The organism is Pontibacillus salicampi (assembly GCF_042434395.1).
GTDB classification, from domain to species: Bacteria; Bacillota; Bacilli; order Bacillales; family BH030062; genus Pontibacillus; species Pontibacillus salicampi.
Genome location: NZ_JBHLTP010000005.1, coordinates 110199 through 125284 on the forward strand (window position 1 = coordinate 110199; position 15086 = coordinate 125284).

Here is a 15086-nt window from a genome sequence, read left to right on the forward strand (position 1 = left end):
AAATTTTATTAGAAGCCCGAAATTATGCAAAAAAAGCATTATTCTATTATAAAAAAAACGCCTCTCTTTTAAGAGAGACGTCCATCTGAATTATTATTTTTTCTACGAAGATGACTTACACACTCCACGTGCCCCGTCTGCGGAAACATATCCACCGGCTGCACTTCCTGTGTCTCAAACCCACCATCTTCAAGAATGCGCAGGTCACGCGCTAAAGTAGATGGATTACAAGAAACATACACAATCTTTTCTGGCTGCATTTGAATCATGGCGTTAAGCAGTGATTCATCGCAGCCTTTTCGTGGTGGGTCGACGACGATGACGTCTGGGCGGAGGCCCTGGGATTGCCACCATGGGAGAAGGGATTCGGCTTCTCCTACGTAGAATTCAGCGTTTTCGATGTTGTTTAGTTTGGCGTTCTTTTTGGCGTCGTCCACGGCTGGTGCGACGATTTCGACGCCTAGCACCTTTTTGGCCTGCTTGGCTAGAAATAGGCTGATGGTTCCTATGCCACAATAGGCGTCGACGACGGTTTCGTGTCCTTTCAGATTAGCATATTGCAGTGCTTGGTCGTATAGTGCTTTCGTCTGAGTTGGGTTGACTTGGTAGAACGACTTTGGTGAGATGTTAAAGCGAATATCTCCGATGGTGTCTACGATATATTTGTCTCCCCATAGGATGTTCGTTTGGTCACCCATAATGACGTTGGTGCGTTTGTTGTTGACGTTGTGGATGATGGATTTCACATTTGGGAATGTGTCGCGTATTTCTTGGACGATTGCTTCCTGATGTGGTAATTTCTTTGTCTTCGTAATGATGACTACCATAATGTCGCCGGTTGTCTGACCGGTACGTACCATGATGTGACGTAGGACGCCTCTATGGTTTTCTTCTTTGTATGGTTCGATGCTATATTTTTCGGCGATGCGGCGAACGGCTTCTACCATGCGGTCGTTGTGCTCGTCCTGAATGACACACGTGTCCATATCAATAATGTCGTGGCTTCTCTTCCGATAAAAGCCTGCCTTTAATCCGCCTTCTTCTGTTTCGCCTACAGGGATTTGCACTTTATTTCGGTAGCGCCAAGGGTCTTCCATGCCGATGGTTGGGTGTACTGGTACGTGGGATAGGTGTCCTATTTTGTGCATCGCATCCTTCACTTGCTTCTGCTTCATATCGAGCTGCATCTTGTAGCTCATATGCTGCAGCTGACAGCCTCCACATTTTTCATACACATCGCATGGTGGATCCACTCGTTCCTGGCTTGCTTCTTTTACGTCTAGAAGGATACCAAATCCAAAATTCTTCTTCACTTTAACAACCTTTACTTGTGCTTTTTCTCCTGGCAGGGCGTAGGGCACAAATAAGGGATAGCCGTTTACCTTTCCTACTCCGTTGCCTTCATGAGTCAGGTCTTCAAAGGTTAGTTCAATTGTTTCGTTTTTATTCACAGGTGGTTGAGGTTTAGACATGCATACCTTCCTTTGCCGTTCTTAAATTTCTATCGAATTATATCATATATTACCCGTATCTGTAGCTTTTTCAACTTAGGTTCCTGATAGGGTGATTGTTCATCATTATTCCCAACACGAACAGACAGGATAACTGCATTTTTCTAATAACAAAACGAAAGACAGCCATTATCTCTGACTGTCTTGTTCCTCCCAAAAGGTTTTTGGGACATAAAATTCGAGGTGGCGATACAAATTGACAAATTCCCCGGGTAATAATCCGCCATATTCCCCGTCAATATTCAACTGCATTTTCTCATCCGTGTGCACTTTTATGCGATTAGCTGTCGTGTAGATAACGTTCGGATCACTAATGTGATTGCCCTTCATGGCAAGGCTTGCTAAGCGAATTAATTCGGGAATATTGACTTTCTTAATAATAAGCAGGTCAAACATTCCATCATCCATCAAGGCATCTGGAGCCAGCTTTTCTAAGCCGCCAATAGAGTTTGTATTAGATACAAGAAATACCATTACTTCTCCTTCAAACCATTTCCCGTCAAATTCAATTTGCACATAGGTTGGTCTAATGGAAGGAACCATTTCTACTCCTTTTAAATAATATGCTAATTGGCCGAGTACAGTCTTTAGTTTACTAGGCACTTCATACGTAAGCTCTGTAAGCTTTCCGCCACCAGCAATATTAACAAAGTAATGATTGTTTACTCTTCCTATATCAAGAGCTTTCGGATGCCCTTCCAAAATGACATCGACCGCTCCCTTTACATTTCGAGGCACATGAATTGCTCTAGCAAAGTCATTGGTTGTCCCAACGGGAATAATCCCTACACGGGGTCTATAGTCCTTTTCAGCAATACCGTTAATTACTTCATTTATTGTTCCATCTCCACCTGCAGCAACTACAAGGTCGAATTTTCGTTCCGCTGCCATACGCGCTGCTTCTATAGCGTCACCTTCACACGTTGTAGCGTGGGTAGACGTTTCATAGCCAGCTTGTTCGAACCGTTGGAGAATTTCTGGAAGTTCTCGTTTAACGGCCTCTCTTCCTGAGGTTGGATTGTATATGATTCGGGCTCGTTGCATAGGTCTTCCTCCATCCAAGCCATATTTACTTTCCCTATCATAGCTTTTTTTCATCGATTTGAAAAGTTTTTCCTTTTCCATCTTATTATGCGAAACACGACATTCCTATACCCTAAAATGCCTGTTTTCCATCTCATAAAATCAAAGCTAATCATCAATAAATCCTGCCGTTTACAACAGCAGGATTTATTCCATAGGCAGACTCGGGAGCGAATGTATTGGATGGAGGAGCCTTCATCCTCTCTAGGTTACACCGTTCCTGGAGTCTCTCACAAATGCATAGGTTACTTAGCGTTTGTCCATTTCTTCTATGATAATCTTGTTTACCATAGGCGGGTTGGCCTGCCCTTTCGTTGCTTTCATGACTTGGCCAACTAGGAAGCCGAGCGCCTTGTCTTTTCCGTTTTTATAGTCTTCGATAGACTGTTCGTTATTATCCAGAATGCCTGTGATAATCTCACGAAGCTGACCTTCGTCTGAAATCTGTCCAAGCCCCTGATCTTTTACAAACTGCTCTGGTTCTGTCCCCTTTTCGACTGTTTCTGCGAATACTTTCTTCGCAATTTTAGAAGAAATGGTTCCGTCCTCAATTAGCTTGATCATCGTTGCCAGGTTAACCGGAGTTAAGGCAAGCTCTTCCAGTTCTTTTTGCTGCTTGTTCATATATCCGGATACTTCACCCATGAGCCAGTTCGCTGCCTGCTTCGCATCTGCTCCGGCTGCAATCGTTTCTTCGAAGAAATCGGACATGGATTTGTTATTCGTTAGTACGGCTGCATCATATTCGGATAGTGCCAGCTCTTCCATGTAACGCTTCAAACGGGCGTCAGGAAGCTCTGGAATTTCATTATAAATACGCTGCTTCCACTCCTCTGAGATATAAAGTGGTACAAGATCTGGCTCAGGGAAGTAGCGATAGTCGTCTGATCCTTCTTTCACTCGCATGAGAATCGTTTCTTTCGTTTGCTCATCATAACGACGAGTTTCCTGAAGGATTTCTCCACCAGCAAGAAGGACTTCCTGTTGGCGCTTCTCTTCGTATTCTAGACCTTTTTGCAGGAAGGAGAAGGAGTTCAGGTTCTTAAGCTCTGTCTTCGTACCGAATTGCTCCTGGCCAATTGGTCGCAGGGAAATGTTCGCGTCGGCACGAAGGGAGCCTTCTTCCATCTTACAGTCGGAAACCTCTGTATATTGGATAATATTCTTCAGCTTTTCTAAATAAGCGTAGGCTTCTTTAGGAGAGCGGATATCAGGCTCTGATACAATCTCCACCAATGGTGTTCCTTGACGATTGTAGTCAACGAGAGAGTAGCCATCGTCGCTGTGAGTCAGCTTGCCGGCATCCTCTTCAATGTGTAGACGAGTAATACCAATGCGCTTCGTCTTTCCATCTACCTCAATATCAATATATCCATTTTCTCCGATAGGCTGGTCAAATTGAGAAATTTGGTAGGCCTTCGGATTGTCAGGATAGAAATAGTTTTTACGATCAAACTTCGTATCCGTGGCAATATCACAGTTCAAAGCCATGGCAGCTTTCATAGCATAGTTGACAACCTCTTCATTTAAAACAGGAAGTACGCCAGGATAACCGAGGTCAATTGGGTTAGCATTGGCGTTCGGCTCACTACCGAAAGCGTTAGGACTTGGACTGAAAATCTTGGAATCTGTTTTAAGCTCCACGTGGACCTCTAGTCCGATAATCGTTTCAAAGTTCATTATTTCGCACCTCCCAGGGACGGCTTGTGTGTATGGAAATCAGTCGCCTGCTCGAATGCATGCGCCGCACGATAGACTGTACTCTCATCGAAGTGGTTACCGATGATCTGCAGCCCAATTGGCAATCCTTCCGTAGAGAAGCCACATGGCACAGAGATGCCTGGAACACCTGCTAGGTTAACAGGAATGGTCAAAATATCGTTGGCATACATCGTTAGTGGGTCTTCTGTCTTCTCGCCAACTTTAAATGCTGGTGTTGGGGTAGTAGGTCCAATAATCACATCGTAGTCCTCAAATACTTTTTCGAAATCTTGCTTGATAAGCGTGCGGACTTTTTGAGCCTTTTTGTAATACGCATCGTAGTAGCCGGAGCTTAAAGCAAAGGTACCGAGCATAATACGGCGTTTTACTTCATCACCGAAGCCTTCACTACGGGAAAGCTTAAACATATCAATCATGTTCTCTGCTTGAGTGGAACGACGACCATATCGTACTCCATCAAAGCGTGCCAGGTTAGCAGAAGCTTCTGATGAAGATAACAGGTAATACGTAGATAGGGCATATTTAGAGTGTGGAAGCGTTACTTCCTCAAACGTTGCTCCCATATCTTCGTACACTTTTAACGCATTACGAACGGCCGTTTTTACTTCCTCGGTTACTCCTTCGCCGAAGTATTCTTTAGGAACACCAATTTTAAGACCCTTCACGTCTCCTGTGAGAGCTTTTGTATAAGAAGGGACTTCTACATTAGCCGAGGTAGAATCCATTGCGTCATGACCTGCTATTGTCTCTAGGACGTATGCATTATCTTCCACGGATCGTGTTAGTGGGCCAATCTGGTCTAGAGAGGATGCGAATGCAATTAAACCAAAACGGGATACACGACCGTACGTTGGCTTCAGTCCTACCACTCCGCAATATGCAGCCGGCTGACGAATAGAGCCGCCCGTATCGGAGCCTAAGGCAAACGGAACCTCACCAGCGGCAACAGCAGCTGCTGAACCACCGCTAGATCCCCCTGGTACATAATCCGTGTTCCACGGGTTACGCGTTGCATAGTAGCTAGAGTTCTCGTTAGAAGAACCCATCGCAAATTCGTCCATGTTCAGTTTACCAACTGTAACGGATTCAGCTGTATCAAGCTTTTGAATAACATGAGCATCGTATAGTGGGTCGTACAGGTTGTCTAGAATTTGACTGGCAGCCGTTGTGCGCAATCCCTTCGTAACGATGTTATCTTTAATACCGATAGGCATTCCGAAAAGGATGCCACGACCTTCCTTCGTGCCGCGAAGCTCGTCTAATTGCTTAGCGCGCTCTCTTGCGCCTTCTTCATTTAACGTTACAAATGCCTTCACTTCTTCGTCCACTTCTTCAATACGCTTATACGCTTCATCTAGTAGATCATTTACGCTGATCTCCTTGTTATGTAACCACTCTTGAATTTCGGACAGTTTGTGATCAAATAGCGACATGTGTTTCCCTCCCTATTCCAATACGGATGGCACGCGAAATTGGCCATCTTGTTTTTCTGGTGCGTTTTTTAGTGCATCTTCTTGAGAAATCCATTCTTTCGGTTCATCTTTACGCATAACATTTTTCAAATCTAGAACATGTGTAGTTGGTTCTACATGATCTGTATCTAATTCATTTAATTGTTCTGCAAAGGTAATGATATCGTCTAATTGCTTCGTAAACATATCTGCTTCGTCTTCAGAAACGTGCAAACGAGCTAAATGAGCAACGTGCTTTACCTGTTCTTTACTAATTCTGGACAATTGAATAACCTCCATTCGAGTCGAACCTCACATAATATAAGATGATACCAAACATACCGCCTAACAATCAATGTTCACACTTATTCTTTACAAAACAAAAGGACCTCTGCACCTATTATAGGGAGAGGTCCTTGTTAACATTTTTACATTACTTCGCTTTTGCTTCATCGAATTCTTGCTTGATTTCATCAGATGGTTCAGTGCCCATTAGACTGACAACAATGGCCACTATACCACAGATTAAGAAGCCTGGAACAATTTCGTATAATGCAAAAGCATCTTTAATAAACAGCTTCCAGATAACTACGGTTGCAGCTCCGGAAAGAATACCAAACATTGCTCCGTTTCTAGTTAACTTTTTCCAGAACAGGGACAATAGAATAATTGGACCGAAGGAGGCTCCAAATCCTGCCCATGCATAGCTAACTAACTCTAGTACAGATTTTTCGGCCCCATAAGCTAGAATAATTGCCAGTAGCGCAATAACAGCAACAGAGATACGACCAACCCATACTAGCTCTCTTTCAGAAGCATTCTTACGCAGAATTGCCTTGTAAAAGTCCTCTGCCACAGCAGATGAGGATACAAGCAGCTGAGAGTCAATAGTACTCATAATAGCTGAAAGAATAGCAGCTAGTAGAATACCTGCAATGACCGGATTGAAAAGCAACTGGGAGAAAGCAATAAAGATCTTCTCTGCTTCTGAGCTATCCGGAAGCATCGAGAAGCCATTCTGTTCGACTACCTTCACCCCAACGTCCGCTAGCTGTCCTGCATTAGCTGCATCACTTACATAAGCTATTCCTACAAAGCCTGTGAAGATAGCTCCGTATAATCCAAGAATCATCCACGTAACACCGATAAAGCGTGCTTTAGGGACATCCTTTGGAGAACGCAGCGCCATAAAACGTGTAATAATGTGCGGCTGACCGAAATAGCCAAGTCCCCACGCTAAGGATGATACAATACTTAATAACGTAACCCCTTCAACCATGTTGACACGAGATGGATCAATGTTACCAACGGTTGTAACAACTTCGTTCCAGCCGCCTAACTGGTTAATGGCAACGATTGGCACTGCAATAAGAGCGACAAACATTAAGATTCCTTGGACAAAGTCTGTCCAGCTTACCGCCAGGAATCCACCTAAGAAAGTATAGGAAATAATAACAATGGCTCCAATCCAAAGCGCCTGGTTATAGCCCATATCGAATGATGCTGAGAATAATTGCGCTCCGGCTACCATTCCCGAAGAAGTATAGAAGGTAAAGAATAGCAAAATAACAAGCGCGGAGATAACACGCAAAATATGGGAGTTGTCATGGAAGCGATTTTCAAAGAAGTCTGGAACTGTAATGGAGTCTTTAGCAACCTCCGTGTATGTTCTCAGGCGACGGGCAACGAATTGCCAGTTAAGATAGGCACCAATAGCAAGTCCTATTCCGATCCATGCTGCAGAAAAACCATTAATATATATAGCACCTGGCAAGCCAAGTAACAGCCAGCCACTCATATCAGAGGCACCGGCACTTAATGCTGCAACACCTGGCCCCAGTCGACGCCCTCCTAATACATAGTCTGACAAATTACTTGTCAGTCGGGAAGCAATTAAACCGATTAATAGCATCCCTAGTAAATATACGATAAACGTAATTAACGTAGCAGTACTCATCTGCTCTTATTCGCTCCTTTCAGTAAATAACGTAATAATGGATAGTAAAATTAATATTGGCATTGGGACGAATAAAAAGAACCACGTAGCCCCGGTTACTGCGAAATCTTCGCCCATCTTCCGACCTCCTTTATAATCTTTGAATTATATATACAACCCTATACAATTTTCATCCAATTCTGAAATCAATTAGATGCATGAATAAGGTAGCACACAGCTTAACGATTATGAACTAATATAACACAAACATTTTATTAGAACATTCTAAATTTTTTATTAATAAAGCCTATATGAATAATTATACACTATTGTTCGACATTTTGGTCTATATATATCCAAATACCTATATGTATTCACTATCATTAATAAAATTAAATCCATCATTTTCATATATTTCCCCAAATATGAAAATAAATGTTTACAAATATATACAAAAACGAGGCTAGATGATACTAGCCTCGTCAGACTGTCGTGAAAGTACGATACTGATTAAAAAAGCTACCTCGCCTACCAAAGATAAGCTTAGATGGGCGTGCTCATAAAGCACAATATAGAATTTCGCTTATATTTTTTGAGGTTCGCCTATAAATTTTGAAATCCGCTCATAAATTTTGATATTCGCCCATATTTTTAAAAATTCGCCCATAAATTTCGATATTCGCCTATAAATACAGAAATTCGCCTATATTTATCAAAACATGGTTTTTCCTCATGCTGAGTGGCTTGTTTTTACTAGCCGCGTAATGCTTGCTCGAAATCTTCTTTTAAATCTTCAACGTCCTCAAGACCAATTGATACGCGCACTAGCCCATCCGTAATCCCTAATTCGGCACGGCGCTCTCGTGGGATGGATGCATGTGTCATTTTTGCTGGTACTGAAATAAGACTCTCCACCGCGCCAAGACTTTCAGCAAGAGTAAAGTAGCGGAGGTTGCGTAATAATTTATCCGCATTTTCGGCACTGCCTACATCAAAGGAGATCATGCCACCTCCCCCTCTTGCCTGCTTCACATGAGTATCATGGCCTGCATGGGAGGTAAGCCCAGGATAATAAATAGTGCTCACTTGCGGATGGGTTTCCAAAAAGGATAGGAAGGATTTCGTATTGGCTTCAATTTCTTCCATGCGGACGCCTAGCGTTTTAATGCCACGCATTAACAGCCAGGAATCCTGAGGTCCAAGCACTGCTCCGGCTGAGTTTAGTACAAAGTGCACATCCTTGGCTAGCTGATCTGAATTCACCACTACTAGACCAGCTACAACATCACTATGACCGCCCAGATATTTCGTTGCACTATGCAGGACAATATCTGCTCCAAAATCAATCGGATTCTGCCAATACGGTGTACTGAATGTATTATCTACAATAAAGGTCAGATCATGCTCTTTAGCAATTTCCGCCGTTTCTGTAAGGTCTGTTATTTTCAGCAAAGGGTTGGTTGGCGTTTCTACATAAATAGCTTTCGTGTTCGGCTGAATGGCTTCTTTAATAGCCTCTCCATTAGATGTATCTACAAAGGATACTTCCAGGTTAAACCGGTCTAGTACATTGGATACAAGACGGTACGTTCCACCATACACATCATCTGTGAAAATGATATGGTCACCGCTCTTATAAAGCATAAGAACAGATGTAATAGCAGCCATGCCAGAGCCAAAAGCAAAGCCTGCCACACCGCCTTCGATATCTTTTATTAATTCCTCTAAAGCATAGCGGGTAGGATTTCCTGTCCGGGAATACTCATAGCCTTTATGCTGTCCAACTCCGTCCTGCTTGTAGGTACTAACTTGATATATAGGAACGGAAACGGCACCTGTTTGCTCGTCGCCGGTAATGCCACCGTGGATTAATTTCGTTTTTCTTCTCATTGTATCACTCCTCATAGATCCCTTGACTAATATATCGTTCACTACTGTCTGGAAAGACTGTCACAATGTTCGTCCCAGGCTTTGCACTCCTAGCCTCTCGCATAGCAGCTACAAATGCTGCACCGGACGAACTCGCAACCAGTAAGCCTTCCTGTAAGGCGAGTAGCTTTGCTGCTGCAAATGCTTCCTCATCAGAAATGGTATAAATCTGATCGAAATAGGCCGAGTCCATATAGGATGGTAAGAACTCCATCCCTATTCCTTCTGTTCGATGGGATCCTGCTTCTCCCCCATTTAGAATAGACCCTTCTGGCTCTACAATGACGGTTTTCGTGTGAGGGTTCTTCTCCTTTAAATAGCGTGCTGTCCCCATAAAGGTTCCGCCTGTGCCGCCTCCTGCTACAAAAATATCCACGTGCCCTTCTAATGCTTCATAAATCTCAGGCGCAAGTGTTTCGTAATAGGTGAGCGGGTTGGCTGCATTATTGAATTGTTGAGGACAATAGGCTTTCGGTATCTCTGCACAGAGCTCTTCAGCCTTACTAATGGCTCCCCTCATACCTTCTTCTGTTGGAGTATTAATAATCTCAGCGCCTAATGCTCTCATCAGCATCTGTTTTTCCTTGCTGAATTTCTTCGGCGTCACGAATAGGACACGGAATCCGCGTCCAATAGCCGCTAGTGCAATACCAATCCCTGTATTACCAGCAGTCGGTTCTATAATCGTTCCACCAGGCTGCAATGCCCCTGTATCTAGAGCATCCTGTAGTAATTTTTGACCCAGGCGGTCCTTAATGCTTCCGCCTGGGTTAAAGTATTCTAGCTTAGCAAACAGTCGGACCTCGTTTGGAAGAGGCACCTTCGTTAATTGTATGAGTGGTGTATTTCCAATCAGATCCTGAACGGTTGTCACGTACTTCATTGCTGTTAGCTCCTTACTGTTCGTCTGCAAACACCTGTGTCCATTCATCCTTCTTATCTAGCAGTTCCTGCGCAAGCTGTTTAGCTCCTTCTAAGCTGTGGCTTGCTGCAAATCCGCATTGCACTTCATTGCAGGCAGGTACTTCCGTCGCTTCAAGGACGTCCTTAAGGGTGTTCTCTATTACTGATAACACGTTTTCATAGCTGTCATCATTTAGCAGGGCGATGTAAAACCCAGTCTGACATCCCATCGGACCAACATCTAAAATATGATCGTGGTGATTCCGACTGAACTCTGCCATCATATGCTCTAACGAGTGGAGAGATGGCATATCCATGTGCTCCTGGTTTGGCTGCTTGATGCGCAGATCATACTTATAAATTTTGTCCCCGCTTGGTCCTTCTGTAATTCCGACAAGGCGTACATATGGCGCCTTTACTTTTGTATGATCTAAATTAAAGCTTTCCACGTTCATTGGCATGAAAAATCTCTCCCTTACCTTTTTATTGTTTTATTGCCTTCATTAACCAAACGTATTGGTTTAATTGTTCAAACATGACTTCAAATCCATGACGTTTACACATTTCATCTAGGGTTGGAATATCACTGTAATACTCCGTTGATAAATCTTCGGCTAGATTATGGTGATAGGCAGCTATCGCCTTTTCAATCATGTGCCGTTTTGCTTGCTTTGTCGGAAAGATTGTATCCGCAAAAGCAATTACCCCTCCCGGTGCTAGTAGATTGCTATATTTCTCCAATGCCTCTTCCTTCTCTTCATCTGTTAAATGATGAAAAGCATAAGAACTCACAATAGAATCTATCGGTACATCTAAAGAAGGGAACTCTATAAAATCTCCCTCTTGTATCTTTGCCTCTGGAACCTTCAGCTGACCAATCTTCAACATTTCGAAGGATGGCTCCACACCGTACACAGTGAAGCGCTGATCAACAAGCTTTCTCGTCAAATTTCCTGTTCCTACCCCAAACTCCAGTACATTCGGACCCTTTGCCTGCACAGCCACAGCATGAAGAATATCATCATATCCTTTAAATACTTCTTGATATTGAATATCCTTTCCAGCTACTGTCTGGTCATAGGATTTTGCCCAGCCATCAAATAAATCTATAAATTCCCTACCCATTTATCGTTTCACCTCAACGGTAATTTTTATAATTCCTATGAGTTTACTAGGTTTTTGTCTATTATGGTGAGTATAGCATAGCCTAGAATAGGAAGTAAATAGGCATGCGCCTAATTTACAAATACTTACTCCAGTATATGGAAGGGCTTACATTTATGATAACAAATAGAATTGTTTCTGTCGTTAGGGATGGAATGTTTCATACACCACAAAAAAAGAGATCCCCCTCAAGGGAATCTCCATTATTGCCCATAAATATGAACATACGGCTCATCTTGACCTGGTTCTCTCGAGATGAGTGCTTCCTGGCCATCATGGGATTCTATATTCACTTCCAAGGCAAAGTAGTTAGGGAAATTTTCAACGATAAGCGAATACACATATTGTGTTAACCCAATTACCTCCGTTTGCCCTTTGAACTCTATTGGGATCTCAATGGTTAACTCGGTCAATTGGTCATCCACATAGAAGCCACGGCCGACTACACCTATATAATTCGGGAAGTATTCTTCCACGTCACTCTGGAGATTACTGATTAAATTGGCGTCTTCTGGATGCTGTCCTTTCCCTTCCTCAGATGGGAATAGAACATGATCCTCTTCAATGGTGTCCCAGCTGCCAACCTTCAAGTCACCGCCTTTTACAGCGGTCTTTGCCACAAAGTTACCTGGCACCATGGAGCCTTTTTCCTCTTCACGGTAAATGGCGAACATAATCGGCACGTCTTCTAGATCTTCCATTTCACGAAGGCGTTCGAGCACTGTCTGCGCTATATCCTTCGCTTCTTTCATCATCTCATCTGTGCTAATGTCCTCTGTGCGAACTGCTCCGCCAACTTCGGTTTGAAAGCGGAATTGTGATTTCATCGCGAGGCCGATAGAGATGCCCTCTGTTTGCACTACATTACCTTCTTTACTTTGCTTTAAATAGTCCTGTTCAAGAATATGAGATAGATATTTCGGTTTATCCCTCAGCTCTTCTTCCCCTGCATCCTCCTTCACAGCGGGATTCAAGCCTCCTTCTGTTCCATCGGACTCACTGTTATTTTTAGAGCGGTCCAGCCAATCGTACAAAATATCGTCTGTTAAGTATTGGCCTTCCTGAAAGTAATATTCCTTTGGATCATATACACTTTTGGAATGCCGGCGGAGACCTACTTCCATTTCCTTAATATCTAGTCGATTAGTTATTTGATTCGTAATAACTCCTCGTGATTTACTCGGCTTATATTCCTCCAACGGACGATAGTACTCATCAGATATATTGTATTTCGGCACGATTGCCTTTTCTTTATTACTTTGTTCTGTGGTTTCGACGCCTACTTCCTCGTTCTTCTCATAGGCGGGAGCGCATCCTGTTATGATTAAAACAAGGCTCAACACTGACAATGCGATCCGCTTCATGTTTTCTCCACTCTCCCTATTGATTTAACGCTTCTTGCAAGCGCTGTTCATCCCAGACCTCTATCCCAAGCTCCTGGGCTTTTTCTAATTTAGAGCCAGCGTCCTCTCCTGCAATGACGATATCAGTTTTCTTACTAACGCTTCCAGTTACTTTCCCGCCATATGCTTCTACCTTTTCCTTAGCTTCGGAGCGAGAGAAGATTTCCATCTTACCTGTAATGACTACCGTCTTGCCACTTAGTAGAGAATCTTCTATTTGTTCACTCTTTTTCGGTCCCAAATACTCTAGATTCAGCCCTAGCGAGTGCAGCTCCTCCATTAATTCAAGCACCTGGGGCTTTTCAAAATAACGGACGACAGAATCAGCTAGCTTTTCCCCGACATCATGAATCTCTATTAGCTCTTCAAATGTCGCTTCTCTTAAACGATCCATCGTTTCAAAATGCTGAGCTAGTGTTGTAGCAGCCTTGGAGCCGACAAAACGAATACCCAAGCCAAATAGCAGTCGCTCCAGTGAGTTTTGTTTGGACGCTTCAATCGCCTCTAATAAGTTATCTGCTGATTTTTCACCCATACGTTCCAGCTTCAAAAGCTCTTCCTTATCTAGCTTATACAAATCCGCTATAGTATGAACAAGATTTTCGCGGAACAGCAGAGCTATAACCTTTTCACCGAGTCCATCAATATTCATTGCATTACGGGAAACGAAATGAATTAAGCCTTCGCGGAGCTGAGCAGGACAGTTAGGGTTGATGCAACGAAGAGCTACTTCTTCCTCCAGTCGTTCTAGGTCACTACCACATTCCGGACACGCCTCTGGCATATGATATTCTTCCTCGTCGCCTGTCCGTTCGTCCCAGACGACTCGAACGACTTCTGGAATAATATCCCCTGCTTTTTTAATAACCACCGTATCGCCAATGCGAATATCCTTCTCGCGAATGAGATCTTCATTATGAAGGGAGGCACGCTGCACCGTCGTTCCAGCAACCTTTACCGGTTCTAGTATCGCAGTTGGAGTGACAGCTCCTGTACGACCGACGCTGAGCTCAATGTCAGTCAGCTTCGTAATTGCTTCCTCGGCAGGAAATTTATACGCAATAGCCCAGCGAGGACCTTTTGCGGTAAAGCCAAGCTCCTCCTGTTGATCTAAATGATCGACTTTAATCACAATGCCATCAATTTCGTAATTCAATTGATTGCGAGCCTCTGTCCATTCTTGAACATATGCAATAACTTCCTCAATGGTAGCACATTTCCGCCATTCTGGATTGGTCTTAAAGCCTAGTTTTTTTAAATACTCCAACCGTTCACTGTGCGACTCTAACTCTCCAGCATCCCACTGTCCAACACCATATAAGAAAATATCCAGGTTACGACTGGCGGCAATTTTAGGATCCAATTGACGCAAGGAGCCTGCCGCAGCGTTACGCGGGTTTGCAAATGGCTCCTCCCCATTCTCTTCCTTCGCTTCATTTAGCGCGATGAAGGAGCGATGCGGCATAAATGCTTCGCCTCGCACCTCAATGGTTTCACCTTCTGGCATACGGAGCGGGATGCTGCGAATGGTTCTAAGGTTAACGGTAATATCCTCCCCTGTCGTCCCATCCCCTCGAGTTGCACCTTGTACGAACAGCCCATCCTCATAGCGTAATGAGATAGCTAGCCCATCTATTTTCAATTCACATACATAGCTCACCTGCTCCCCAATACCATCCTGCACACGTTTATCAAAATCGCGGAGATCTTCTTCATTAAACGCATTTCCAAGACTTAGCATCGGGATAACGTGCTGGACTTTCTCAAAAGCATCAAGCGGCTTTCCCCCAACACGCTGGCTAGGGGAATCGGCTGTGATAAGCTCTGGATACTCTTCCTCTAAGGAGACTAATTCCTGCATCCGTTTGTCATATTCATAATCTGAAACACTAGGAGTGTCTAAGACATGATATTCGTAATTATACTTCTCTAGCTCTTTTCTAAGCTCTTGAATTCGTTCTTGAGAATTCATTGACACACCTCA

General features: G+C 43.5%; 12 protein-coding genes. All 12 read right to left on the bottom strand.

All coding sequences use genetic code 11. The annotated features are described in order from the left end of the window. Positions 1-68 precede the first annotated feature (68 nt). The 12 genes from rlmD to ligA all read right to left on the bottom strand — a co-directional run bounded on the left by rlmD (position 69) and on the right by ligA (position 15074). Positions 69-1472 (bottom strand): 23S rRNA (uracil(1939)-C(5))-methyltransferase RlmD, encoded by a 1404-nt coding sequence (gene rlmD, locus ACFFGV_RS08595; protein ID WP_377346741.1) that lies wholly within the window; start codon positions 1470-1472, stop codon positions 69-71. A 168-nt stretch (positions 1473-1640) separates the two neighbouring features. Next, entirely contained in the window at positions 1641-2555 is a 915-nt protein-coding gene (locus ACFFGV_RS08600) for a diacylglycerol kinase (protein ID WP_377346743.1), read from the bottom strand. 288 nt (positions 2556-2843) lie between these two features. Further along, positions 2844-4274: an Asp-tRNA(Asn)/Glu-tRNA(Gln) amidotransferase subunit GatB gene (gene gatB / locus ACFFGV_RS08605; protein ID WP_377346745.1), complete on the bottom strand. Its 1431-nt coding sequence runs from the start codon at positions 4272-4274 to the stop codon at positions 2844-2846. Continuing rightward, entirely contained in the window at positions 4274-5749 is a 1476-nt protein-coding gene (gene gatA / locus ACFFGV_RS08610) for an Asp-tRNA(Asn)/Glu-tRNA(Gln) amidotransferase subunit GatA (protein ID WP_377346748.1), read from the bottom strand. The genes gatB and gatA overlap by 1 nt, the downstream gene beginning before the upstream one ends. A 12-nt stretch (positions 5750-5761) precedes the next feature. Continuing rightward, positions 5762-6052, bottom strand: coding sequence for an Asp-tRNA(Asn)/Glu-tRNA(Gln) amidotransferase subunit GatC (gene gatC / locus ACFFGV_RS08615; RefSeq protein ID WP_377346750.1), 291 nt, complete (start codon positions 6050-6052; stop codon positions 5762-5764). Between the two features lie 148 nt (positions 6053-6200). Further along, entirely contained in the window at positions 6201-7724 is a 1524-nt protein-coding gene (putP, locus tag ACFFGV_RS08620) for a sodium/proline symporter PutP (RefSeq protein ID WP_377346752.1), read from the bottom strand. A gap of 732 nt (positions 7725-8456) precedes the next feature. Further along, positions 8457-9593, bottom strand: coding sequence for a bifunctional cystathionine gamma-lyase/homocysteine desulfhydrase (locus tag ACFFGV_RS08625; RefSeq protein WP_377346754.1), 1137 nt, complete (start codon positions 9591-9593; stop codon positions 8457-8459). 4 nt (positions 9594-9597) lie between these two features. After that, a complete protein-coding gene (locus ACFFGV_RS08630; protein ID WP_377346756.1) occupies positions 9598-10515 on the bottom strand; it encodes a PLP-dependent cysteine synthase family protein in 918 nt (305 codons plus the stop codon). A 13-nt stretch (positions 10516-10528) separates the two neighbouring features. Continuing rightward, positions 10529-10996: an S-ribosylhomocysteine lyase gene (locus tag ACFFGV_RS08635; protein ID WP_377346759.1), complete on the bottom strand. Its 468-nt coding sequence runs from the start codon at positions 10994-10996 to the stop codon at positions 10529-10531. 22 nt (positions 10997-11018) lie between these two features. Further along, on the bottom strand, positions 11019-11660 hold the full coding sequence (locus tag ACFFGV_RS08640; protein WP_377346761.1) for a class I SAM-dependent methyltransferase: 642 nt from the start codon (positions 11658-11660) through the stop codon (positions 11019-11021). A 242-nt stretch (positions 11661-11902) separates the two neighbouring features. Further along, positions 11903-13063 (bottom strand): CamS family sex pheromone protein, encoded by a 1161-nt coding sequence (locus ACFFGV_RS08645; RefSeq protein WP_377346763.1) that lies wholly within the window; start codon positions 13061-13063, stop codon positions 11903-11905. Positions 13064-13079: 16 nt separating this feature from the next. Then, entirely contained in the window at positions 13080-15074 is a 1995-nt protein-coding gene (gene ligA, locus ACFFGV_RS08650) for an NAD-dependent DNA ligase LigA (protein WP_377346765.1), read from the bottom strand. Positions 15075-15086: the final 12 nt, after the last annotated feature.